20 protein-coding genes and 3 pseudogenes are annotated in these 23,964 nt (G+C 60.8%); 9 read left to right on the top strand and 14 right to left on the bottom strand.

Annotated elements, in window-relative coordinates; translation table 11 throughout:
- Window positions 1-46 precede the first annotated feature (46 nt).
- Complete coding sequence (locus AC07Y9_RS15370; RefSeq protein WP_062826027.1) at window positions 47-1,087, top strand: ABC transporter substrate-binding protein; 1,041 nt, start codon at window positions 47-49, stop codon at window positions 1,085-1,087.
- A gap of 238 nt (window positions 1,088-1,325) precedes the next feature.
- Here the strand turns inward: AC07Y9_RS15370 and AC07Y9_RS15365 are convergent, their stop codons facing one another.
- On the bottom strand, window positions 1,326-2,237 hold the full coding sequence (locus AC07Y9_RS15365; RefSeq protein WP_007924821.1) for a LysR substrate-binding domain-containing protein: 912 nt from the start codon (window positions 2,235-2,237) through the stop codon (window positions 1,326-1,328).
- 351 nt (window positions 2,238-2,588) lie between these two features.
- Between AC07Y9_RS15365 and AC07Y9_RS15360 the strand changes: the two genes are divergently transcribed.
- Together AC07Y9_RS15360 and AC07Y9_RS15355 are read left to right on the top strand one after the other, a co-directional pair.
- Entirely contained in the window at window positions 2,589-3,224 is a 636-nt protein-coding gene (locus AC07Y9_RS15360; protein ID WP_007924820.1) for a lytic polysaccharide monooxygenase auxiliary activity family 9 protein, read from the top strand.
- A gap of 37 nt (window positions 3,225-3,261) precedes the next feature.
- Window positions 3,262-4,272: pseudogene (locus AC07Y9_RS15355) on the top strand (chitinase); the annotation flags it as partial.
- 283 nt (window positions 4,273-4,555) lie between these two features.
- On the opposite strand, the gene AC07Y9_RS15350 reads toward AC07Y9_RS15355, so the two are convergent.
- On the bottom strand, window positions 4,556-5,128 hold the full coding sequence (locus AC07Y9_RS15350) for a LuxR C-terminal-related transcriptional regulator (RefSeq protein ID WP_007924818.1): 573 nt from the start codon (window positions 5,126-5,128) through the stop codon (window positions 4,556-4,558).
- A 148-nt stretch (window positions 5,129-5,276) separates the two neighbouring features.
- Between AC07Y9_RS15350 and AC07Y9_RS15345 the strand changes: the two genes are divergently transcribed.
- From AC07Y9_RS15345 to AC07Y9_RS15335, 3 genes are read left to right on the top strand one after another with little or no spacing between them, the layout of a single operon-like run.
- Window positions 5,277-6,455 carry an acetyl-CoA acetyltransferase gene (locus tag AC07Y9_RS15345; RefSeq protein WP_102680353.1) on the top strand — a complete coding sequence of 393 codons (1,179 nt, stop codon included), beginning with the start codon at window positions 5,277-5,279 and terminating at the stop codon, window positions 6,453-6,455.
- 2 nt (window positions 6,456-6,457) lie between these two features.
- Window positions 6,458-7,999, top strand: coding sequence for a class I adenylate-forming enzyme family protein (locus AC07Y9_RS15340; protein ID WP_102680352.1), 1,542 nt, complete (start codon window positions 6,458-6,460; stop codon window positions 7,997-7,999).
- 43 nt (window positions 8,000-8,042) lie between these two features.
- The gene (locus AC07Y9_RS15335) at window positions 8,043-9,383 is read left to right on the top strand and encodes an MFS transporter (RefSeq protein WP_102680351.1); all 1,341 of its coding nucleotides are present in this window, start codon (window positions 8,043-8,045) and stop codon (window positions 9,381-9,383) included.
- 640 nt (window positions 9,384-10,023) lie between these two features.
- On the opposite strand, the gene AC07Y9_RS15330 is transcribed toward AC07Y9_RS15335, so the two are convergent.
- Complete coding sequence (locus tag AC07Y9_RS15330; protein ID WP_102680350.1) at window positions 10,024-10,377, bottom strand: winged helix-turn-helix transcriptional regulator; 354 nt, start codon at window positions 10,375-10,377, stop codon at window positions 10,024-10,026.
- Between the two features lie 102 nt (window positions 10,378-10,479).
- On the opposite strand from AC07Y9_RS15330, the gene AC07Y9_RS15325 reads away from it, so the two are divergent.
- Window positions 10,480-11,226: an NADPH-dependent F420 reductase gene (locus AC07Y9_RS15325; protein WP_081002292.1), complete on the top strand. Its 747-nt coding sequence runs from the start codon at window positions 10,480-10,482 to the stop codon at window positions 11,224-11,226.
- A 26-nt stretch (window positions 11,227-11,252) separates the two neighbouring features.
- Here AC07Y9_RS15325 and AC07Y9_RS15320 read toward each other — a convergent pair.
- The 10 genes and pseudogenes from AC07Y9_RS15320 to oxdA form a co-directional block, all read right to left on the bottom strand.
- A pseudogene (locus tag AC07Y9_RS15320) lies at window positions 11,253-11,492 on the bottom strand (methyl-accepting chemotaxis protein); the annotation flags it as partial.
- Window positions 11,493-11,543: 51 nt separating this feature from the next.
- Window positions 11,544-12,536 (bottom strand): annotated as a pseudogene (locus AC07Y9_RS15315) (PAS domain-containing protein); the annotation flags it as partial.
- Window positions 12,537-12,650: 114 nt separating this feature from the next.
- Window positions 12,651-13,328 (bottom strand): energy-coupling factor ABC transporter permease, encoded by a 678-nt coding sequence (locus AC07Y9_RS15310; protein ID WP_102680348.1) that lies wholly within the window; start codon window positions 13,326-13,328, stop codon window positions 12,651-12,653.
- A gap of 59 nt (window positions 13,329-13,387) precedes the next feature.
- A complete protein-coding gene (locus tag AC07Y9_RS15305; protein ID WP_102680347.1) occupies window positions 13,388-13,828 on the bottom strand; it encodes a nitrile hydratase accessory protein in 441 nt (146 codons plus the stop codon).
- The gene (gene nthB, locus AC07Y9_RS15300) at window positions 13,825-14,478 is read right to left on the bottom strand and encodes a nitrile hydratase subunit beta (protein ID WP_102680346.1); all 654 of its coding nucleotides are present in this window, start codon (window positions 14,476-14,478) and stop codon (window positions 13,825-13,827) included. The genes AC07Y9_RS15305 and nthB overlap by 4 nt, the downstream gene beginning before the upstream one ends.
- Before the next feature lie 19 nt (window positions 14,479-14,497).
- Window positions 14,498-15,130, bottom strand: coding sequence for a nitrile hydratase subunit alpha (gene nthA, locus AC07Y9_RS15295; protein WP_102680345.1), 633 nt, complete (start codon window positions 15,128-15,130; stop codon window positions 14,498-14,500).
- Between the two features lie 76 nt (window positions 15,131-15,206).
- Window positions 15,207-16,721 (bottom strand): amidase, encoded by a 1,515-nt coding sequence (locus AC07Y9_RS15290; protein ID WP_102680344.1) that lies wholly within the window; start codon window positions 16,719-16,721, stop codon window positions 15,207-15,209.
- Between the two features lie 307 nt (window positions 16,722-17,028).
- Complete coding sequence (locus tag AC07Y9_RS15285) at window positions 17,029-17,553, bottom strand: group I truncated hemoglobin (RefSeq protein WP_009044111.1); 525 nt, start codon at window positions 17,551-17,553, stop codon at window positions 17,029-17,031.
- 160 nt (window positions 17,554-17,713) lie between these two features.
- Entirely contained in the window at window positions 17,714-18,580 is an 867-nt protein-coding gene (locus AC07Y9_RS15280; protein WP_102680342.1) for a transporter, read from the bottom strand.
- 87 nt (window positions 18,581-18,667) lie between these two features.
- Complete coding sequence (oxdA, locus tag AC07Y9_RS15275) at window positions 18,668-19,723, bottom strand: aliphatic aldoxime dehydratase (protein ID WP_053261399.1); 1,056 nt, start codon at window positions 19,721-19,723, stop codon at window positions 18,668-18,670.
- A gap of 572 nt (window positions 19,724-20,295) precedes the next feature.
- Here oxdA and AC07Y9_RS15270 point away from each other — a divergent pair.
- Window positions 20,296-21,231 (top strand): AraC-like ligand-binding domain-containing protein, encoded by a 936-nt coding sequence (locus AC07Y9_RS15270; protein ID WP_102680341.1) that lies wholly within the window; start codon window positions 20,296-20,298, stop codon window positions 21,229-21,231.
- A gap of 377 nt (window positions 21,232-21,608) precedes the next feature.
- Here AC07Y9_RS15270 and AC07Y9_RS15265 read toward each other — a convergent pair whose 3' ends face one another.
- The gene (locus tag AC07Y9_RS15265; protein ID WP_009044100.1) at window positions 21,609-22,523 is read right to left on the bottom strand and encodes a LysR family transcriptional regulator; all 915 of its coding nucleotides are present in this window, start codon (window positions 22,521-22,523) and stop codon (window positions 21,609-21,611) included.
- A 269-nt stretch (window positions 22,524-22,792) separates the two neighbouring features.
- On the opposite strand from AC07Y9_RS15265, the gene AC07Y9_RS15260 reads away from it, so the two are divergent.
- The gene (locus AC07Y9_RS15260; protein WP_009044099.1) at window positions 22,793-23,815 is read left to right on the top strand and encodes a zinc-dependent alcohol dehydrogenase family protein; all 1,023 of its coding nucleotides are present in this window, start codon (window positions 22,793-22,795) and stop codon (window positions 23,813-23,815) included.
- The last annotated feature ends 149 nt before the right edge of the window (window positions 23,816-23,964 follow it).

Here is a 23,964-nt window from a genome sequence, read left to right as displayed (position 1 = left end):
GCGGCCGGCGCGCGCGGGCGCGTCGGCCTATTCGAGGAACCGCTACATGTCCAGATCCTTGCGTTGCTGTGTTCCCTTTGCCCTGGCCCTGTTGTGCACCGCGGTTGCGGCCGCACCGCAGAGCCTCACCGTCATCTCCTTTGGCGGTGCCACCAAGCAGGCCCAGGACAAGGCCTACTTCCAACCTTTCACCGCCAGCGGCGCAGGACGCGTGGTCGCCGGCGAATACAACGGTGAGCTGTCGAAAATCAAGGCCATGGTCGATGTCGGCCACACCAGTTGGGACGTGGTCGAAGTCGAAAGCCCGGAGCTGCTGCGTGGCTGTGACGAAGGCTTGTTCGAACGCCTCGACCCGGCGCGCTTCGGCGACCCGGCGCAGTTCGTCCCGGGGACCCTGAGCGAATGCGGGGTGGCCACCTATGTCTGGTCGATGGTCATGGCCTACGACCAGGACAAGCTGGCCAAGGCGCCGACCTCCTGGGCGGACTTCTGGAACGTCGCCGACTTCCCCGGCAAGCGCGGCTTGCGCAAGGGCGCCAAGTACACCCTGGAAATCGCCTTGCTCGCCGACGGGGTCAAGCCGGACCAGCTGTACCAGGTGCTGGGCACTCCCGAGGGCGTGACCCGGGCGTTCGCCAAGCTCGATCAGATCAAGGGCAATATCCAGTGGTGGGAGGCGGGCGCGCAGCCGCCGCAATGGCTGATCGCCGGGGACGTGGTGATGAGCGCGGCCTACAACGGGCGGATCGCCTCGGCGCAGAAGGAAGGCATGAAGCTGAGCATCGTCTGGCCGCAAAGCCTGTACGACCCGGAGTACTGGGCGGTGGTCAAGGGCACGCCGAACAAGGCGCTGGCCGAAGACTTCATCGCCTTCGCCAGCCAGCCGCAGACCCAGAAGGTGTTCTCCGAGGAGATCCCCTACGGGCCGGTGCACCGTGACGCGCTGGCGCTGCTGCCGGCGGCGGTGCAACGGCAGCTGCCCACCGCCGAGGCCAACCTGGCCGGCGCGCGGGCGGTGGACGCGGAGTTCTGGGTGGACCATGGCGAGGAGCTGGAACAGCGCTTCAACGCCTGGGCGGCGCGCTGAGGTCGATGGCCGCCGGCTTTGTAAAGGAGGGCACCCGCTCTTTGTAGGAGCCGGCTTGCTGGCGATAGAGGCAACGCGGTGTGCCTGATGCGACGCTTCGCGAGCAAGCTGCGCTCCTACAGATGCAGATTGGGTATTGGCCGCGAGCCCGGGGCTGGCCCATAACCTGTTCAACCCTGGATAGGCGGGTTGCATTGGCCGCATCGCCGGCAAGCCGGCTTCGGTTATACCTGGGGTGCTATTTCAACCACGCAGCGAACTGTTCCTTGCAGTAATCGACGAACAACTGCGCAGGCTTGGTCAGCTGCGCCCGTTTCAGCCAGCCGGCCACCAGCGCCGAGCCGGTGACATCCTCGGCAATCTCCACACAGACCACTTCCTGGCCGTCATAGGTGCTGTTGCCATGGGGCCTGGTCACCAGCAAGGCAAAGCCGAACCCCTGGCCGACCATGCCGCGCACCATCTCGATCGACGGCGAGCCGAAGACGATATTCGGCGTCAGTTGCAACTCCTCGAAGATGCTCACGAAGTAGGTGCGGCTGGGCTGCACATCCAGCAGGATCATCGGCTCCAGGACCAGGTCGCGCAGCGACACCTGGGCCTGTCCGGCAAAACGGTGCCCGGCCGGCACCAGGGCATACGGCCGTTGCGGCGCCATCAGCGCCTCGGTCTCGATGGTGCTGTCCAGGTCGTGCTCGTAGAAGATCGCCAGGTCGAAGCGCCCGCCGGTCAAACCCTGCACCAGCTCCTGCTGCTCGCCGTCCTGCAGGCGGATCTCCACCCCCGGAAAACGCTGGCGAAAGCCGGCGATCAGCCGTGGCAGGTAGAGCGGGGCGACCGTCTCGAAACAACCGATATCGATCTGTCCGCACACCACATCGTTGTCGGCCAGGGCGTTCTGCTCGAACTCGTGGGCCATGCGCAGCAGTTCCTGGGCCTTGCGGTAGAAACGCGCGCCACCCGGGGTCAGGGACACGCCCTGGGCGTGATGACGGATCAGCAACTGCACGCCGAAGCTGTCTTCCAGGCCCTTGACCGCGGTGGAGATCGACGGCTGGGCGATATACAGCTTGCGCGACGCCTCGGCGACGCTGCCACATTCGACGGTGGTGACGAAATACTTCAATTGACGCAAGGAATAGGACGCCACAGTGCACCTCTGGCCGATGGTTTTGCTCCACGATACCCGCTCCGCGGGCCGGCGCTGCAGCGGATTTTGCTCGGCAGTGGGGATATTTTCGCTGGGTAGGTGCGCAGTGCCCCAAAGGCTTGCGGGTAGAGGTACAGCTTCCAGGTGCCGCCTGGATATGTAGGACTTTTACTTCAAGTTGGGTAGGAGAAATCTAGGGGTACTGGTTATATATCCAGTATTCTCGGGCGATTCCTCTGCCAGCGTGATGCGGAACGAAAAATGGGTGCGTGGACAGAAAATCCAGCTCGGTTAATTTGAAGACCTCTCCTTTGGAAAGGGAGAGTTTCTTAAATCAATGGAGCAATAAACATGAACAAACCACAAACCCAATCACCGCTTCGCCACGGTCGCGTCACCTCCCCAGCCTCCCGCGGCGCAGTCGCGATCGACCTGGGCCTGTTGGGCGGTTGGCAGGTCAATGAGATGGAAGGCGGCAAGAACTTCCCGGCCCTGGCCGCGGGTCCGTTCCCTGCACCGTTCAACACGGATAACCCAAGCGACGTGCCGCCGGCCGATGGCTTCATCCTCAGCGGTGGCAAGACCGATGCCCGGGACTGCGTCAACTTCAGCGATGAGGAGATGAGCAAGAAGCTCGGTCGCGCCTTCACCTGGCCGACGCTCAACGTCAACCCCGGCCAGATCTTCAAGGTGACCTGGCAGTACACCGCGCCGCACACCACCCGTGGTTATCGCTGGCTGATCACCAAGGACGGCTGGGACCCGAAACAGCGCATCACCCGCGCCCAACTGGAGGCTCAACCTTTCGCCGAGGACTTCTATCCGCAGGTGCCTTACTACAGCCATGCCGGCGAACTGAAGGCCAAGGTCGATCACGAAGTGAAGCTGCCAGCCAATAAAAAGGGCCGTCACGTGATTGTCCTGATGTGGATCGTGGCCAATACCGGCAACGCCTTCTATCAGGCCTTCGACGTCGACTTCAAATAAGTCTGCGGATCATTAAAACGTTCTGAAGGATTAGAACATGTCACAGATTGACTTTACCCAACTGAAAACGACGCAGGATGATGCCGCGTCGCGGATGCCGAGCCTGGATGGCAAGAAAATCCTCATGGGCTACTGGCACAACTGGCCGGCCGGCCCCTCGGACGGCTACCAGCGCGGGCAGTTTGCCAATATGAACCTGGAGGATGTGCCCCGGGACTACAACGTGGTGGCCGTGGCGTTCATGAAAGGCAGTGGTATTCCGACGTTCAAACCGTACAACCTGTCCGATGCCGAGTTTCGTCGCCAGGTGGGCGTGCTGAACAGCCAGGGCAGGGCGGTGCTGATGTCCCTGGGGGGCGCCGACGCTCATATCGCGTTGAACCCGGGCCACGAACAGCCCCTGGCCAATGAAATCATCCGCCTGGTGGAAACCTACGGCTTTGACGGGCTGGACATCGATCTTGAACAGAGTGCGATTGACTCTGCCAGCAACAAGATCGTCCTTCCGGCCGCGTTGAAGCTGGTCAAGGATCACTATGCTGCCGAGGGCAAGCATTTCATCATCAGCATGGCGCCGGAGTTCCCCTACCTGACCGCTGCCGGTCGATACGTCGACTACCTCAAGGCGCTGGAAGGCTACTACGACTTCATCGCGCCGCAGTTCTACAACCAGGGCGGCGATGGCCTCTGGGTTCAGGAGGCCAACAACGGCAAAGGGGCCTGGATCGCCCAGAACAACGACGCCATGAAAGAGGACTTCCTCTATTACCTGACCGAAAGCCTGGTGAGTGGTACTCGCGGTTTCACCAGGATTGCCGCTGACAAATTCGTCATTGGCCTGCCCGCCAACGTCGATGCCGCGGCCACCGGATACGTGGTCAACCCGGCGGCCGTTGCCAATGCGTTCAAACGCCTCGATGCCAAAGGGCTGTCGATCAAGGGCCTGATGACCTGGTCGGTCAACTGGGACAATGGGTTCAACAAGGACCACGTGCCCTACAACCAGGAGTTCAGCCGGCGCTACGGGCCGTTGATCAACGGTGGCAAGCTGTCCTCCTCGACCCAGGAGGAGCCCCACCCGCAGAGCGCCCACTAGCATTTGGTCAAGGAGACCTCCGGCAGACGTGCCGGATGCTCGACAGTCAAGCCTGTTGACTTGATCGCTGAGGGCAAGCAATGAAAATCCGATGTCGCAAGGCATCGGATTTTTTTGGCTTTCAAGATGGGGGCCGTCCACCAGGTCCTGGCAGAGGACGGCAGCGTGGAGGGCCCGACTATCGGGCCATTGCAGCTGCTGCGCATCAGTGCCAGCGACATGCTTGCGCAGGCGCTCAACTGATGAAGATGATCTTCGACACCAGTTCTGCGCTGTTCTTGGCCTGAAGTTTCTTCATCAGCCGGGCGCGGTGGACTTCCACGGTGCGGTGGGAAATGCCCAGCTTGCGTGCCACTTCCTTGCAGGTCAGGCCATTGACGATATGCAGCGAGATTTCCCGTTCGCGCGGGGTCAGCTGGATCATCGGCGCCGGTTGGCGGTCCAGGCGCTCGAAATGCCAGACCATCAGCTTGAACGGATCCTCGGCAGTCAGGGAAAAACCGTGGGCGCGGGCCCAGAACACCTCGCCGTTGCGATGCTGCATGAAGCGTTCGTCGGAGTAGAAGGTGCCGGGTCCGTTGCGCAACCAGTGCTCGCTGCGTTCGCCGATGCTCTGGTAGTCGGCCTGGGAGGGGTACAACAGCAGGGTCAGGTGGCCTTGCAAGTGTTCGCGCTCGTAGCCGAACAGGCGTACGAAGGCCTGGTTGCAATCGAGCATCCGGCGATGCCCGGTGATCATCTGCGGTGCGGGGGAAACCTGGAAGGCCAGGCGCTCGAGGTCCTGGAATTGCTGGGCGTGTAGGGTCATCAGGCATCCTGCCTCGGGTTTATCGGCGCGCCCCTTTTTTTGGGGGGCGGGGGACTACTTACTGCCGTACGTAGTTCCCCCAACTAGCGTGTGATTCGGGTGTTGAATCATTGTATGGAATACCCGCTTCAAGGAAGAAGAAAATCACATGATTCACGATTCCGTATCCATCGTCGCTGCCGCCCATAGTCCTTTCGGTCGTCTGGACGGCCTGAACCTCGAGGACCTGATCGTCCAGGTTACCCGCGAGGCCCTGGCAGACGCTGAGATCGAGGCTGCACAAATCGACGCGCTGTTTCTCGGGCACTTCAACTCCGGCCTGGTGGCGGACGGTTTCCCCGCCTCGCTGATGCTCCAGGCCGATCCGCAACTGCGCTTCAAGCCCGCCACTCGCTGCGAGAACGCCTGCGCCTCCGGTTCGGCGGCGATCCAGGCCGGGATCAACGCGATCCGCAGCGGCGCCGCCGAACTGGTACTGGTGGTCGGCGCGGAGAAAATGACCGGCAACAGCACCGTCGAGGTCACCCGGGCCCTGGCCGGCGCCGGCTACCAGAACGCCCTCCAGGAGGCCGGCATGAGTTTCGCCCAGCTTTTTGGCCGGGTGGCGCAGCAGTACGCCGACCGTTACCACAACCCGTTGTCCTCAATGGCCATGATCGCGGTGAAAAACCATGCCAATGCCATGGCCAACCCCCTGGCGCAGATGCACCGCGTGATGGATTTTGAACATTGCAACAACGTTTCCCAGGGCAACCCGTTGATCGCACCGCCACTGCGCCTGACCGACTGCTCGTTGATCAGTGACGGTGCGGCGGCGATCATCCTGGCCTCGCCCCAGCGCGCCCGTTCGATGCGACGTCAGGTGGCGATTCGTGCCATGACCCAGGTGAACGACTTCCTGCCCTTGTCGAGCCGTGACATGCTGGCCTTCGAGGGGCCGCGACGGGCCATCCACGGGGCCCTGCGCCAGGCCGGCGTGACCCTCGGCGACCTGAGTTTCGCTGAGGTACACGACTGCTTCACCATCGCTGAATTGCTGATCTACGAAGCCATGGGCCTGGCGCCCAGGGGCGAGGGGCACCGGGCCCTCGACGACGGCACCGTGCGCCAGGGCGGACGCCTGCCGGTGAACCTGTCCGGCGGGCTCAAGGCCAAGGGGCATCCGGTGGGGGCCACCGGGGTATCGATGCATGCCCTGGGCTTTGCCCAACTGATCGGCAAACCCATCGGCCTGGGTGTGCCCGGTGCCGAGTTCGGCTTGCTGTTCAACATGGGCGGCATGGCGGTGGCCAACTACGCCAGCGTCCTGCAAGCGGTCAAGGTCTGAGGATGAACATCGCCCATTGGCTGCACGATGCGGCCCAGCGCTGGCCGCGGCGGGGAGCTCTGTTCGAGGGCCGCCGCCAGGTCGCCGACTACCAGGCGTTTGCCGAGCAGGCCAGGGCACGCGCCCTGCAACTGCGCCATGAGTACGGCATCGAGCCTGGCGACCGAGTGGCGCTGCTGCTGAAGAACAGCTGCGGTTATCTCGAACTGTTGTACGCCATCTGGTGGAGCGGGGCGGTGGCGGTTCCGATCAACAGCAAGCTGCATGCACTGGAAGCCGCCTGGATTGCCGGCAATGCCGGGGCCCGGCTGATCTACACCGATGAGGGCCAGAGCTTCGACACCGTGGCCCTGCCTGCCGGCTGCCGCGAACTGGCTGCGCCCGGGCTGGCCGTGCAAGGCCGGGTGCCGGGCGATGAACTGGTGGAGCCGCACCTGCGGGAGGACAACGACCTGGCCTGGCTGTTCTACACCTCCGGGACCACTGGCCGCCCCAAGGGGGTGATGTTGTCCCATGGCAACCTGATCGCCATGTCCTTGTGCTATCCGCTGGACGTGGATCCGGTGGCCGCTGATGACGCAGTGGTCTATGCCGCGCCGATGTCTCACGGTGCCGGCCTCTACAACTTCATCCATGTGCGCTGTGGCGCGCGGCATGTGGTGCCGACGTCCCAGGGGTTCCAGGCGGCGGAATTGTTCGAGCTGGCGCAGGCGCTGGGCCAGGTCAGCCTGTTTGCCGCGCCGACCATGCTCAAGCGCATGGTGCAGCAGGCCCGGCAGCAGGGCTATTGCGGCGAAGGGATCAAGACCATCGTCTACGGCGGCGGCCCGATGTACCTGGCGGATCTCGCCCAGGCCCTGGACACCTTCGGCCCGCGGCTGGTGCAGATCTACGGCCAGGGCGAATGCCCAATGACCATCAGCGCCCTGTCCAGGGAGACCATTGCCGACCGCGGCCATGCTGACTGGCCGACCATTGCTGCCTCGGTAGGGCGTGCCCATGCCTGCGTTGAGGTGCGCGTGGTGGATACTGCGGGCCAACCCCTGGCTGTCGGAGAGAGAGGGATAATCGCCGTGCGCGGGGCTGTGGTGATGCAGGGGTACTGGGACAATCCGCAAGCCTCCCGGGAGGCCCTGGTGGACGGCTGGCTGCTCACCGGTGACATCGGTTTCCTGAATGAGCGGGGTTACCTGACCCTGACCGATCGCAGCAAGGATGTGATCATCTCCGGCGGCAGCAACATCTACCCGCGGGAAGTCGAGGAAGTGCTGATCCAGCACCCCGAGGTATTCGAAGTGTGTGTGGTGGGGGAGGCTGACCCGCAGTGGGGTGAGTCGGTGGTGGCCTTCGTGGTCCTGCGTTCGCCCGGCAACCTCGATGCGCAGGCGCTCAACCATTGGTTCCTGGCGCGCATGGCCTCGTTTAAAAAGCCGAAGAAGTACCTGTTTTGCGCCGAGCTGCCCAAGAACAGCTATGGCAAGATTCTCAAGACCCGCTTGCGCCAGTGGTTGCAGGACCCCACCGGGCCCTTGAGCAACCTCTGAAACGCGGCATTTCATGGATAGCACTACGACAGGAGTCCCCACGATGGGCGTGCCACCTTCCAACCCCCAGCGCCAGCGGCGCCGGGCCTTCATCGGCGCCACTTCCGGCCACTTGATCGAGTGGTACGACTATGGCGTCTACGGTTTCCTGGCCTTGTACATCGGCAAGGCCTTCTTCGTTTCCGACGATCCCACCAGCAGCCTTCTGGCAAGCTTCGCGGCCTTTGCCCTGAGCTTCTTCATCCGGCCCCTGGGCGGCCTGTTCTTCGGCCCCCTGGCCGACAAGATCGGCCGACGCAAGACCCTGATCACGGTACTGGTGATGATGGCCGGCTCCACCTGCCTGCTGGGCCTGTTGCCGACCTACGCCAGCATTGGCATCGCCGCGCCGGTGATCCTGGTGCTGGTCCGCTGTGTGCAGGGTTTCTCTGCCGGTGGCGAGATCGGCACCATCACCAGCTTCATTTCCGAATACGCCAGCCCAGGGCGCCGGGGATTCGCCACCTGCTGGCTGATGGTCACCGCTGTGCTCGGCCTGCTCCTGGGCGGCGCCGTGGCCAACGGTATGACTTGGGCCCTGGGCGCCGAACTGATGCAGGACTGGGGCTGGCGGATCCCGTTCCTGATCGCAGGTCCCCTGGGCTTCATCTCGCTGTACATCCGCCTGAAACTGGAGGACAGCCCGGAATTCCTCGCCTTGCTGCAGGCCGGGCAGACCTCCAAGGCGCCGCTGCGCGAGGTTTGGCAGTGGAAGCGCCCGATCGCTTTGGTGTTCTTCATCATCACCCTGCATAGCTCGATCTTTTACCTGGTGCTGACCTTCGCCTCGACCTATATGTCCAACACCCTCAAGTTCGACAGCGGCACCACCTTGCTCTATGTATTTGTCGCCAGCCTCTCGGCGGCGGTGGTCATGCCCTTCGGTGGCGCCTTCACCGATCGCTACGGGCGCAAGCCGTTCCTGATGGTGATCGGTACCCTGGCGACCCTGGCCATGTACTGGTTCTTCAAGGCCGCGCCCAATGCGACCCCGGCCACCTTGTTCTGGCCGCTGATGGCCGTGGCGATCCTGTTCGGGCTCTATGCGTCCTCGACCTACGCCCTGATGAGCGAGCTGCTGCCGACCCGTATCCGCTCCACCGGCATCGCCGTGGCCTACAACATCCCGGTGGCAGTGTTCGGCGGCAGTGCGCCGCTGATTTCCACCTGGCTGATCAAGCTCACTGGCGATATCACCGCGCCCTGGTACTTCTACGTGGCGACCGGGATCGCGTCGCTGCTGGCCCTGCTAGTGCTACGCAAGGAGGACTTCGTCGCCTGTACCCACGACGTCCGGCACCAGGGCCACGGGGCTTCGCAACTCCTGGTCAATCCGCAAGCTTGAGCCCACCTGCCAGCGCCGGCCCCGGCCGACTGGCGTCACCCGGCCGCGTGTCGCGGCCTATTGGCAAGGACGTCGGTGTTGGTTAATGGTGGGCAACGCATCGGGCGGGTTGAACAAGCACAAAGCTGCAACGCTCGGTGTCAGCCCGGAAACAGAAAAGTCTCGCGAGCGGCCAGTCAGGACTGGCCCTTTTGCCTATGGCAGACGATCCGGTTTGTGTATGGATCAAAGGCTATCGGGGTCGCCGAAGAACATTTTGACTGGGCTCTAGCATGGTGGTTATAGCCTGAAAAAAATCTAATTGTGCCCCCAGTTTTGCCCCCATTCGCACCGGGTGTGCGAGCGATCGCGAATGGCGATTTCTGACGGACTCCAGTATGGCAGTGACTGGTATTCAGTGCGTCTCCGTATACTGGATGAGCAACCCATATCTGGCAGATCCTTGGTCTTTCGGAAGAGGATATGGGCAGTGAGTCGATAACCTAAGTGGAGTCGGTTGGTTAGAAGAGAATCGAAGAATCGGCACTCGCTACGACAAGCAGGCAAGAAGCATTGCAGCCATGGTCACTGAAGGCTACGTGATATGCAGCTGTACTTTCCGTACAAAGCCGGGATTGTGCCGTTCGCAGCTCGATGGCGCTCAGCTTTGATCACGCCTCAATTCCGCCCATTCAATCAACGCCTGAATTGATGGCCCGAGTGCATGGCCGATAGGTGTGAGTTGATACTCCACCTTGGGAGGAACCTGCGGGTACACCGTCCGCAGCACGATCCCGTCCCTTTCCAACTGCTTGAGCTGTTGGATCAACATTTTCTGATTGATCCCTTCGATAAGCTTTTCCAAATCCGAGAAGCGAAGCGCGCCCTTTGCCGCGAATAGCTGGCAGAGGATGATGATTTTCCATTTCCCCTCTAGTACACGAAGTGTCTCGGTCGTTGCCTCAGCCCATGCTCGTCGATTTTGAGGATCGCCGCAGCTCCATTCCCGTTCCATTTCTTTCCCTTAAGTGGGTTACCCACCTTTTAGTGTGTACTTACCATTATCTCATGAGCACTCTAAAATCGGTGCAAGACAATCAATTCAGGAGGCTTGCCCATGAAAATAGGCATTATCGGGACCGGTAATATCGGGGGCACCATAGCCCGAAAGCTCGGAGCTGCTGGGCATGAAATTCGTGTAGCAAACTCTGGAGGTGTCGATGGCGTTCGAGCGTTTGCCGAAGAAATTGGAGCGGAACCTGTAGACATTCGAGGCGCGGTGGATGGAGTGGACGTGATCGTGCTATCGATACCTCTACCTGCTGTGAGCGCACTCCCTTCTGACCTGTTTAGCTATGTCCCCGAAAGCGTCCCGGTGGTGGATACGAGTAATTACTACCCGGGTTTGCGTGATCCCCGCATTGCTGAAATCGATCAAGGAATGACGGAAAGTGTCTGGGTTTCAACGCAGGTTGGGCGCCCTGTTGTCAAAGCTTTCAATAATGTGCTGGCCTATACACTGGCAGAGCTAGGTCTTCCAGAGGGTACTAAAGGTCGCTTGGCGGCAGCGGTAGCGGGTGATAATGACAAGGCCAAGGAAACGGTAATGTCCCTGGTTAACCAAGCTGGCTTCGATCCGGTTGACGGAGGTTCTCTGGAAGAGTCTTGGAGGCAACAACCGTCCACGCCTGGCTACTGCTGTGATTACGACGCTAAGACCATGCGCAGGGCATTAGCGGCAGCAGTTAAGGGGCAGGCAGCAGCGAAACGAGATCAACTGCCCCAACACTTCGAGTGGCTTGGAGCAAACCCAAGCCATGACGATGTTGTAGCAATGAACCGATCCTTCAACCCGCTGGATTAACGTCCAGGCCCAGCTTGAACTCAGTACCTCTCGATCATGTCGGCCGCCTGTTGGGTCGCCTGGCTGGTCCGGGTCGCCAGCTTGCGGACCTCGTCGGCCACTACTGCGAAGCCCCTTCCGGCCTCACCGGCCCTGGCCGCCTCTATGGCCGCGTTCAGGGCCAGTAGGTTGGTCTGTTTGGCGATGCTTTGGATGGCGCCGACTATCTGCGTCAGCTGAGCGAGGTTTTCCTGCATCGCTTGATGCTGGCGTTCCTGAGTCTGGCGCAACTGGCTTTCCTCGCGGAAGGAGTGCACGTCTGTGATCGCCCCCACAGTACGCAAGGGCGTGCCGTCGCTGCTTCGCTGGGTCTGACCTTTGCCTCTGAACCAACGGTACTCGTCGTTGCGGTGCCTGAGGCGGTAGGTCACATCGAAGGGTGTTTGGCCGGAGCGGTCGGCGACATGTTCGACAAAAGCCTGCACGGCACGCTGGCTGTCTTCGGGATGCAGGCGGGACAACCAGCTTTCGAACACATTGGGAAACTCTTCGATGGTTTCGTAGCCGAGCAGGCGACGCATCTGTGACGAGAACCAGATGACGTTGTGCGGATTGGCTGGATCGCCTGCGATGATATTGATGTCCCAGAGTGCGTCCTGAATGCATTCGCGGGAAATATCGAAGCGGGCTGAAAGCATCGTGAATTCTTCGTCTCGCAGACGCTGCGTGTGGATGTCACGCACAATACCGACGCTGACCTGTGGCATGCCCTGTTTGTCACGGAGCGTTTTGCCGGAGATCTGGACCCAGCGGTATTCTCCCGAGTGGTTCGCGAGGCGCACCTCCACCTGGTAGGGAGCATGCCCGTTGCGATCGGCAAGGTGATGAGCCAGGGCATCCAGGTTGGCCTGGCGGTCATCAGGGTGAAGGCAATCGTTCCAGGGGCCTAGATAGACGGGGAGGTCCGCTTGGGTGGGCAGGTTGCCGAACCATTGCAGTACTGCGTCGCGGGCGGGCTGCTGGCTGCCATTGAGCTGCAATTTCCAGAGCAGATCACCCGACCCGCATGCTGCCAATTGCCAAAGTTGTTCTTGATCGTGCAGCTGCGTTTCGTATTCACCTAGCTGAAGCTTGAGGCGTTGCAGTTCAGCATTAAGGTCGACCACGTTGGCCCGGAGCGCCGTGCGATCGGCGAGCAGGCGTTCGATGCCGGCCAGTACCCGTCGCAGTGACGAATCCTTCGCCGCTATCGATACTCCCTCGCCGTCGTGCTGTTCCAGCCTGTCGCTGAGGAGCTTCAATTCCTTGCGGGTGCTATTTCTGAAAAACATCAAACACCTCTGGTTTGCTCACGAGGTTTCGGGGCGGTTCTCGCTCTTGATGCCCCCGAGCATTACGGTCTTCGAATGCCCGGGGCAGTCTGACTTGGACTGGAGTATGTCGACTCAGGCAGCCTGGTACAGACGGCGCTCGAGCAGCGTGCTACCACGCAGGCGATGGGTTGCCTTGGCACCGGCCAGCACGGCCAGGTCCAACAGCGGTTCGAGGATGACGACGGTCATGTAGGCACTGCCGAAGGCAAGAATTGACAGTGCGTTTTCTGCTGTGAAGCCTTGCCCGTAGAAGGCCCAGAAGGCAACCCAGGCGACAATGCCCCCCTGGAAGGCTGTCGACAGCCCCAGCGCTTGTCTATAGCTCAGTTCCACATACGGCGTGTCTGGCGCGATGATGCGTTTCGCCAGGGCGGTAACTGCGAACAGCGGTACCAGAAGGGTGGTGACGTTCATGCCGTATTGCGGCAGGTCGAATGGAGCGAAGAACAGACTCTGGATCAGCAGCCCCAGGGCGAGCCCCGCTGCCGCAGGTGCGGCGCCGAGCAGCAGAAACAGCGTTGACCCCAGGATGAGATGGACCTCGGAGACGCCGACTGGATGGTGCGGTAGTAGCTCGAAGAAGCTGAATACCAGGGCCGTGGCAGTGACAGTGCGAGCCAGCAGCGAGAAGACACCACGCTCACCTATGGCTTGCGCAGCGAGTTTGAGGGTATAGGCGCCGACACCTGCGGCAGTGACATAGCTCAGCCAGATTTTTCCAGCTTCCACCAGATTAGGTTCGATATGCATGACGATTGCCCCTTGGCCGCTTCGCGACCTCGAAAGTAAAAAACAGGACGGCTCCGTCCTCAGCTTGTGGCACGGCTGATCGCTACCGGCTCGTGCCGCGGCAGGTGTTCGTGCCCGTTTCCATGGGCCGGTGGGCAACTCGCGTTGAGCAGCGTTACCGGTTGTCCATGGGGGGTATTCAAGTAAGCTTGCTGCCATTCCTCGCTGCGCTGGGTGATGTCTTCCATACCCGCTAAACCGAGTGTGGTGACCATTCCTTCCATGGCTGCGATCCATTGCCGGTAGTAAGTGTCGTTGACGCTTTCTCCGGGTTGCGCCGGGCTCGCCTTGATCTCGTCGCTGAATACCTGCACCCAGTCCTTCCAGGGAAACAGACCGGTTTGGTGCAGGTGGAGCAGCAGGGAAAAAGCCTGGGCCTGCCAAGGTTTGTCGAACACCGGGCCTTCATCGTCGAGAGACAGACCGGCTATTGGGGGGATGTGAGGCATGCTGGCGTTCATACGGCCTCCAGATAGTTGTCCCACAGATCAATGCAAACACTGTCCGGTCGCGCCACTCCCCACAGTTCTGTAGCACTGAAGCGAACGGCATAGACCTGTTGGGGTTGTTCGCCTAGACCGTGGGCCATCGTGTCTGGGGTGGCAAAGGCGCCGTGTGCAATCTCGATGGTCCCGACCTTGCCGCGCGCGTAGCGCGGCAGTCGGGTGTGGGTGGTTGGATTGAGGTTCTTGGTCCGCACCCGGTCACCGACCCGGAAGCGGCCGCCGACAGGTTCCTTTGCCCGGGAAGAGGCGCCTCCGAGGATCACCGCCTCGACGATGTCCGGTGTGAGCACCGTTGGCGGCTGTGCCGGTGAGGTCGGCTTGACCGTGCCCTGCAGTTCGGCAGCGCTGATCACGCCTTTTTCCTGCAGCAGGGTTTCGAAGGCGTGAAGCCAGTGTTCGTAGTAACTCGACTGCAAGTATTCAGCCGGTTCCATGCGTTCAATGGAGTGTCGGAACTCGTCGACATTGAAGTGCCCGCCGACGAAGAGCGAAGCGAACAGCGGAAAGATCCTGCGCTCCCAGTCGTGATGGAAGACGGGTTCATTTTCTTCGGTGAGCACTGGGCCGAAACCGTGCATACCGCCTAAGTCGTGTACACCGTTCATGGTTTTCTCCTTCTCGGGTTCAGGCTTCGTCGCCCGGCGTCCTGGGCAGGCCAGTGCCGATCATGGCGTCACGCGTCACCAGCTCGACCAGTCGTTCCTCGCTCCAGCCGTCAGTGCCAGCCGGACGTTCCGGCAGTACCAGGTAGCGCAACTCAGCACTGCTGTCCCAGACGCGAACTTCCTTGTCATTGGGAATAATCAAACCGAATTCGGCCAGCACGCTGCGCGGATCGATGACTATCCGTGACCGATAGGGCGCGGATTTGTACCAGGCTGGGGGCAGGCCCAGGGTCGGCCAGGGGTAGCAGGAGCACAGCGTGCAGACCGTCACGTTGTGCACGGTCGCGGTGTTCTCCACCACCACCATGTCTTCGCCCTGCACGCCGGAGAAACCCAGTTCGGCAATGGCCGCAGTGGCATCTTCCAGCAGCCGATGTTTGTAATCGGGATCGAACCAGGCCTTGGCGACCACCTGAGCGCCGTTGCGCGGGCCGACCTTGTGCTGGTAAGTGTTCACCAGAGCATCCATGGCGGTTGGGTCGACCAAGCCCTTTTCTATCAACAGGGATTCGAGCGCCTTGACCCGCAAGGCGATGGCCTCGGGGGGCTCGGTGTGGTCGTGGTCGTGATGATGTTCGTGGGTGTGGCTCATGTATTGGCTCCTCTGAAGTTGATACTCACGTTCAGTGCGACTTGCCGGTGTTTGCTCGCCAATGCGATGCGCAGGTTTACAACGTCCGCCAATCGACAGAGGCCTCGAATGCAGCTGCAGCTTGATAGAGGGTGCCTTCGGCATAATGTCTTCCGACAAGCATCAGCCCCACGGGCAGTCCGTCTACCAGGCCACAAGGGATCGACATGGCGGGGTGCCCGGTAATGTCCTGAGCGGCCGTATTGCCAAGCATCTCCAACGCACGCGTAACAGTCTCGGTGATTGAAGAGCCCGGTTCAGGGAGCGGCTGAGCGGTGATTGGCACAGTCGGCATGACGAGCAGGTCATAGGTGTTCAACGCCCTGTCATAGGCGGCTCGGGCAAAGCGCGCAATGTTCTGGGCCTTGGCGTAGTAGCGGCCGTTGTAGCGTTCCAGACCGAACTGGCCGACGAACATGCAAAGCTTGAGTGACGGCGACAATGCGTTTGCCTGATCGCGCCAACCGGCCTGTTTGTCCAGCAGGCCCACGTCGTAAAGCCCCTTCCAGTTAAAACCCGCTCCATTGCCGTGCATCATTTGCATGGTCAGGCCTTCACAGCCGATAGGGCTCCATAACGATCCCGCCAGGTTGTGTTCGGCAACCGATACCTCCTCGACCCGCGCACCCAAAGCCTCGAGCCGGGCGATAGCGCTGCGTACCTTTTCTGCGATACGTGGATCCTGGTTAGCGAGTTGGAAGCCTTCCTGGAGAATCCCGATCCGGAGTCCGGTCACGCCTCGTTCCAGATAATCGCAGTAGGCATCGACCTTGGGGGCGGTCTGGCGAGGGTCGAGCCCGTCGGCTCCGGCCATCACTTCAAGCATGAGCGCGTTATCGCGTACGTTGCTCGTCATGGGGCCGACATGGTCGAAAGTGGACTCGATCGCCATGACCCCGGTATAGGGCACCAGACCGAAGGTAGGCTTCATTCCGTAAATGCCGCACCATGCGGCAGGAATGCGGATGGAGCCGCCCTGGTCTCCACCGACAGCCAGGTCGACCGCGCCCGTCGCCACAAGCGCCGCGCTGCCCGAAGACGAACCGCCCGTGGTGAAACCATGGCGAAAAGGGTTGTGCACAGGCGCCGGGTCCGAGGTATGGCTACCACCGGAGAGGCAGTAATGTTCGCAGGTGGCTTTGCCGAGGATGGTTGCTCCAGCGTCGAGCAGACGCGTGACCACGGTGGCATCAAACGACGGTACGAAACCCTCCAGTGGTGCGGCACCGTTCATCATCGGGACACCGGCCAGAGAGATATTGTCTTTGAGCGCGACCGTCTTGCCAGCAAGCTTGCCCGAGCTGGCGCCCATCACCTCAGTTCTGTAGTACCAGGCGTTTAGCGGATTTTCCGTGCTTGAAGGGCGGTAACCAGCACTGCGCTCGTAGCGCACTGAAGGGATGAAGTCTGGCAACTCGTCGACGAGATCGTAGGCATCAAAACTGGATTGCATAAGCGCCAGGTATTCGCTGGCTTGCTCGGGTGTCAGCTGTATGTGCAGGCGGCTGGCGAGATCCTGCACTTGTTCGAGAGTCGGGCGGATGATGGCCATGGGGTGTCCTGTGTCCTGTGCCAACCCGTAGGGGCTGGCAATGTCTGTTCAAACGTCATCTCGGGGATGCCCGGGCCCGGCGTGCGCTATTGGCGAGCCGTGGCCGGGGCTGGTATCAAGCTATCTCCACAGATTGAGCAGCGCTTGGCTGAGGAGGACAGTCGCTTGGTTGAGCGGGACTCGCTTGCCCCTGTTTTTTATAGCCACACCACGGTAGCCGTCGGCGGCCAGAGCGAGCCCTGGCAGCGGGGAGGGTTCCTTATGGATATGCCTTCCATTGCTGTGGTTTAGGCTTATGCCGAGGGTATTAGTCTTCGGATTCAGGCGTGGCCTGTTTCTGAGATGACTTCCCGGGTTTTGGCCAGACAACCCCAACGCTTCTCATGCCTTTGGCGGGGTCCATTTCCGGGTGTGCGAGTACGACGTCCCGATACGAGGGGCTCCCGATCACCGCCGGTTTGAACTTGATGAGGAAGTCATTGACCTCTTTGCGCAGATCCGGGGCCAGCCCGTAGTCGTCGTAGCACGCCTCGAGACAATCGAGCACGGCTTGCCAGTGCACCTCGGTCAGACCCATCCCGCGATGCGCGGTGACCATGTCTCTACCCCTGTATTTGGCGCTTCCACCCCAGTGCTCGGAAAGGAAATCGACAAAATTGATGTGTTCCTTTTGGAACGTCGATTCCGACATATGGGCCCAGATGTGCCCGATGGCGGGGTGCCCCATTGTTTTTCTCAACACTGCGCCGGCGAACTGATAAATAGCGTCATAGCCGCCAAGACGGGTATAGAGGGAGGGTTGTTGTTCCAGGGTGGGTTGTTGGTCGGTCATTGTCTGGTTACTCCGTTTCGGGTTAGAGGCATCTCATTAGCCAACGGTCGCGTTGGCACGATTGATACGGGATGCGAGGTCTTGCGACGGATCCAAGTTGAATTCGTCGTTGGGCGCACGCTTGGTTGATAAGGACAACGGGTGGTAGAGGCGGGCGGGTCTAAAAGACCCTGACGTAGCGCAGGTTCATGCGAAAGTCCTCTTTGGGGCCGTTCTCCACCGCAAGGTCGCGTCCAAGTTGCACCTGGAGCTGGTCCTTGGCGGTGAAAAACTTTCTGGCCGTGACACGGAAGTTGGTGGTTTCCATCCTGTCGTCCTGGTTGACGCCATCGATCTGGTTTTCCCCGCCCCAACTGTGGCCGAAGCCGATAGCCAGCGCAGTGGTCTCGTCGGGCATGTAGCGCCCCATTAACTGAGCGCCGTAGGAAACGTCCTGCTCCCGGCGGGCGGAGCTGGCGCCGAAGTCGTTGTTGTCTCCGTACCAGATGGCGTCACCGACGAGGTCGATGGCCCACTTCTCCGTGAAGTGCTTGACGTAAGCGGCCTGGAGATCAACCTTCCAACGGTTCTCGCCAAGGTTGAGCGCGTCGTCTTTGTCATAGTCGCCAGTCGGCACGTACAAGTAAGCAGTCGCACCGAGGGTGTCGTTGGCGTCGTTGAGACGGTACTTGAGCGGCGCTGTAAGAATGAGGTCGCCGATGCCGCTGGCGTCGCCCAGACCAGAAGCGTCACCACCGCCTGAGACATGACCGAAGGGCAACAGGAATTGCGGCTCGATGGTCAGCCGCTCGCTCAACTGGTAGATGTGTAGCAGACGCAGGATGCCGACATCGGACGTCAGGTTGAAATCGGAACTGGTCTTGTGCCCCTGGGAGTAGGCACTGTCCGTGGTGGAGTGCTGGTAGTAGAGCACGCCGATGGTCGCTCCCACGGGGAGCGGCTCGTAATCGCCAGGATCCACCTCGAGAGCGTGAGAGGAAAGGCTGGGGAGGAGGGCTGCAAGCGACAGGTAGCGGAACTGTTTCATGATCGAAGAACCTTTTTCCGGGCAAAAAGAGCCCCGCTATCGCCAGTCAGGCAACGCGCAGGGCTAAAAGTGGAGTCAGCGATGGAGTCAGGTGGGCGACACTTGCGCGTCGCGCATCATCCCGGTCTGCGGGTGGCAGTTGATGTACTCGAACAGTTGCTGGCTACCGTCCGCTACCGAGACCTCGTGATACAGCCGCAGCTTCGAAAGGCCTCCGATCACTCGGAAGAAAGTGGTGAAAATACGTAAGTGAGTGGGATGGGATTCTGCCCAGCGCTCCAGCTTGTCGAGCGATCGCCAGTGACCGATGTCATAGGCGATGTCGAGGAGATTGCCATCAAGGTCGATATTGCGTACGAAGCGGTTGCTATAGCAGCCCAGCGCCTGCCCCTCGTCACGCAGGAAGTTCATGCCGTCTTGCAGTGGCGGCAGCATCTCGTTGAAATAGAGCGCGCGCTCTTCCTCGCCGGCCTCGACCCAGTCTTGTCCAGAGCGGATCAGCGTCAGGTTATCGTGGCCGCGTACCACGACCTTGCCGCCTTTGGCGGGATCGCCTGAAATGACTTGCAGTTCGCTGGTCGGCTGCATCCAGTCGGTCTGTGAGATAGCAAAGCGGTCGCGCGCCGAGCCCCAGTAGCCGTGCTCCTCAATCTCGCCACTGATGCCGTCCATGACCGCGCCGACACCTGGCAAATCGTCCTTGAATGCATACAGCGTCTCGAACTGCTCGGCGCGCGGTGCGATGACCTCGCGGAAATACCCCAGCCCCTCGTTCAGGCGCGCCTCGTCACCCCACCAGTCGGCTACAGGCGCTGAAAGTAACCATCGGTGATAGGCGGCGGGATCACGCCAGTAGCCCACGGCGATGAAGTTTCCATACCCCTGATTGTCGAGGTGGTAGGTCAGGTCGTGATTCCCAGGACCATCGGCGAGGGCAAAGCTGGCGTCAATGTAGCGCATGGCCTGCAGGGCGGCGGCGCGTTGTTCGTCGCGAAATTGCACCCCGAGGTAGGCCATCACAACTTGCTTCACGTTTTCGTCAGCTCGCCCCACAAACATCGGGAAGGGCGGCTTGTAATCGTCGTGAACACGACGGGACAAAGTCCGGGGACATTTGAGATGTTTATCGATTGCAGATTCCATGGGGGCTCCTTTATTTCCGTCTCAAACGGACGGTTCGCTGTTCTACATCCCAGTGGATGTTGGTGTGTTGCGGTGGGTACCACTCCATCGGCGTTGCAGCGCCAGGGTCCCGAGTTGCACCAGGTAAGTGGCAAACTCTTCGGGTGCCATGTCCCATCGCTGTAAAAACCAGGATGAATCGGACAGCCGCTGCTGTTCTCGTAGTTGCATGACCCACCTCGTCATTCGTGTTTGTAGGGACACGGCATGGAGTGAAAATTATCGAGGGGAGATGGAATTCGCTTGGCTCGAATGGACAACCGTTTGGTTAAAAAGGACAGGTATAAATGGCCGGCATATCAGTGCGCAGCAATGGTGCGGGGCTTGTGAAATAAGGGGCGGGGCGCCCTGGGAAGTTGCAAGGGGAGTGTTTTGGAGGAGCTACCGATATACGCGCCAGCCGAGTGTTCCGGTGACCATCTGGTAGTGCGTCCAACAGCTGGAATCAGGCCGTGAGGGTGGCCTGCTAATTGCTTGGCTCGCAAAAACGTTACCACGCTTTTTTGTTGAATCGCTGCCGGTAGGTGAATGCAATGAGCCAGACATGTCACTATTCGACCCTTGCCGTTACGGCACCACTCCGGTTTGATTACTGGAAAGATGTGGTTTGTCATCACTGCCTGGACGCCGACAGCAAACTGCTGGCGCAGAGCGATTTCGACGGGGTGCTGGAGGTGCATGGCATGGGCGTATTGGACATCTGCACCTTGTCCGCACCCTTGCATTATTGGGAGCGGTCCGCCCAGCACCTGCGCAGTGATCCTAATGACGATTTGTGGTTGGGCTTTACCAGGAGCGGCTATGGCGAGCTGGAACAGGCTGACCGCCGGACGAAGCTCAGCGCGGACGATCTGTTTCTTTATGACGCATCCCAGCCGTTCAGATTCAGCTTCGGCGGTACCGACAATCACCTTGTCCGCATTCCGCGACAACTGCTCAGTCACCGGTTACCCGGCATAGCAGGTTGCACCGCGATGGTTCTGGATGATCGTCGCCCAGGGGTGATTCCGTTACGCGAGATGTTGCGCCAAGCCGCGAGTATGCCTTCAGGCTTCCATAACACGGGAATATCCAGTCGTTACTCCAGCACCTTGCTCGACCTTCTGGTGGTCAGCCTGGAACTCCAGGATTTAAAGCAGACTCATGACGAGCTGGACCTATATGGCCGGATCATGAATTACATCCACCAATATTTGACCGATGTGGACCTGTCGCTCGAACGCATTGCTCAAGCTCACCATGTCTCCACGCGCACTGTGACGCGCGCTTTCGCTCGTCATCAGAAATCGCCGGTCGCGGAAATTTGGAAGGCGCGCTTGCTCGCGAGCCGCGACGCGATTGAGCGCGGTCAAGTCCGCAGTATTTCCCAGGCGGCGCTGGATTTCGGTTTCTCCGACTTCTCTCATTTCAGCCACGCCTTTCGCAAGGCCTTTGGCATTGCTCCCCATACTCTTCTGCGACGAGAGTGAAATGGACGGGCTTTATCGCTTCTGAAGCGAAAGCCATTTGAAGGTGATCATCCGAGAGGCGTGTGCAGCGGCTGGCTTTGCCGTAGGGTGGTGCCAGCGGTGATAGTTGCTTTCAATGTCATTGCACGCGCAGCTGCATGACAAACCGACTGGAACAGTGGCTCCAGGACAATGGTTTCTGGCAAAAAAAATTGAAACTTGCCCCCGTATTTGCCCCCGCTCGTATCGGCTGTACGAGTGAGCAGTGCGGCCAATCGCGGCTTTTCGTTTGTATCGTCCTGTGCGACGAGCCGTCCCTGGCTCCCCACCTCAAACAAGCTAGAACGGGCCGATGCCTGAGACTGCTGACAGGAACATTGGGCGCGCGCAATGCCGTATCAAAGACTCTCAGGGTCGCCAAAAAACATCTGAATCCGCGAGCGCAACCAGCGTTCGCCCGGGTCGTTGTCCTGGGAACCGCGCCAGGCCATGTGCAGTTCGAAGGTGCGCACGGGCAGGGGCGGGTCTTCGGCGCGCACGCCGCCGGCGGCGGTCAGGGCTTCGGCGGTGTAGTCCGGCACGGTGGCGACGATGTCGGTGCCGGTGAGCAGGGTGCTCAGGCCGTTGAACTGCGGGACCGCGAGCACCACGTGACGCTTGCGTCCGAGTTTTTCCAGCTCTTCATCGATAAAACCGCTGAGGTCACCGGCGAACGACACCAGGGCGTGGGGGCGGGCGCAGAAGTCGTCGAGGCTCAGGGCGCCGGGCATGCTGTCGGCCCGCAGCAGCTTGGGCAGGCTGCGGCGCAGCACCTTGCGCTTGGCGTTGGCCGGCAGGTCCTGGGTGTAGCTGACGCCGATGGAAATCTCGCCGGAGGCCAGCAGGGCCGGCATCAGCAGGTAGTTGGCGCGGCGCACCACCAGCACGATCCCCGGCGCTTCGGCGCGCAGGCGCTTGAGCAGCATCGGCAGCAGGGCGAACTCGACGTCGTCGGACAGGCCGATGCGGAACACCGCGGTGCTGGTCGCCGGGTCGAATTCGGCGGCGCGGCTGACCGCGGTGGAGATCGAGTCGAGGGCGGGCGAGAGCAGGGCGAAAATCTCCACCGCCCGGGCCGACGGCTCCATGCTGCGCCCAGTGCGCACGAACAGCGGGTCGTCGAACAGGCTGCGCAGGCGCGATAGCGCCGCACTGATGGCCGGCTGGCCGAGGAAGAGTTTCTCCGCCGCCCGGGTCACGCTGCGTTCATGCATTAATGTTTCGAACACGATCAACAGGTTCAGGTCGACACGACGCAGGTCATTACGATTCATCTTGAGTCCTGGCAGAGTCAGCAAACTTGACGAGAGCGGCCATATGAGAACAATGGCCGGCATGAATCTTACGGGGAAAGGCTGCTACTCTGCACCGGCTAATTGTTTTTTCCTGTAAGGAACCCTTCGCTCTGGCACGCTGTTTCCCGTTGTTGCAGGTGCTGCGGAATCAATGACAGGCATGTCGACTATTAATAGCCACTGATGGTCTTGGCCAGAAAGCCCAGATAGAGTTCGGGGCATTAGAGGTTACTTTGACGAGGTTTGCGATGTCCCGCACGATCCGTTTTCACAAGTTTGGTCCGGCCGAGGTGCTCAAGTGCGAAGAGCATGCGGCCGCTCTGCCTGCGCCAGGCGAAGTGCAGGTGCGTGTCGAAGCGATCGGCATCAGTTGGTACGACGTCCTTTGGCGCCAGAACCTGGCGTCTTCCCATGCCCGCCTGCCTTCCGGCCTTGGCCATGAGATGGCCGGCGTAGTGACTGCGGTCGGCGAAGGTGTCGACGACCTGGCCATTGGCGACAAGGTTGCCAGCTTCCCGGCCGAAAGCCCGAACGATTATCCGGTCTATGGCGAGCTGATTGTCCTGCCACGCTCGGCGTTGACCCGCTATCCCGATGTGCTCAGCCCGGTGGAAGCCGCGGTGCATTACACGCCACTGCTGGTGGCCTACTTTGCCTATGTCGACCTGGCGCGGGTCAAGCCCGGGCAGTTCGCCCTGGTCACCGATGCCAGCCACTGCGCCGGTCCATCCTTTGTCCAGTTGGGCAAGGCGCTCGGAGTGCGGGTGATTGCCGCGACCAAGACCGCTGAAGAGCGTGAGTACCTGCTGTCCCTGGGGGCCGAGAAAGTCATCGTCACCGAAGAGCAGGACCTGCTCATGCAGATCAACAAATACACCGACAATCGTGGTGTCGACGTGGTGTTCGATGGCCTGGGCGGTCCGCAGATGTCGATGCTCGGCGACGTCCTGGCGCCGCGCGGCAGCCTGGTGCTGTACGGCCTGCAAGGCGGCAACCAGACGCCGTTCCCGGCCTGCGCGGCGTTCCAGAAGAACATCCAGTTCTTCGTGCACTGCATCGGCAACTTCACCGGCAAGCCCGAGCTGGGCATCATCCAGGATCAGGTGGCCTTGCAGCGCGCCTTGCGCGACATCAACCAGCTGACGGCCGATCGTGTGCTGCTGCCGCTGAAGACCCGGATCTTCCCGTTCAACGAGTTCGTCGAAGCCCACCGCTACATGGACGAGTGTCCTTGCCGCGAACGGGTCGCACTGCAGGTCGAACCGGCCTGATCCTGACGCCAGGGTTCGCCATCGCGCACTCTGGCGTTTCTGTCCTCGCGGTCACTCCCTTCTTTATTCCCGTCTCGATCCTGAGTGTCTTCTGTGCAGCAGCCGACAATGGCCTATGTTGCGCCTGCTTATTGTGCAGGTCTCCACGG

The sequence above is a fragment of the Pseudomonas sp. GW456-L12 genome, assembly GCF_059424045.1.
This window is presented reverse-complemented; position numbering and strand designations above follow the sequence as displayed.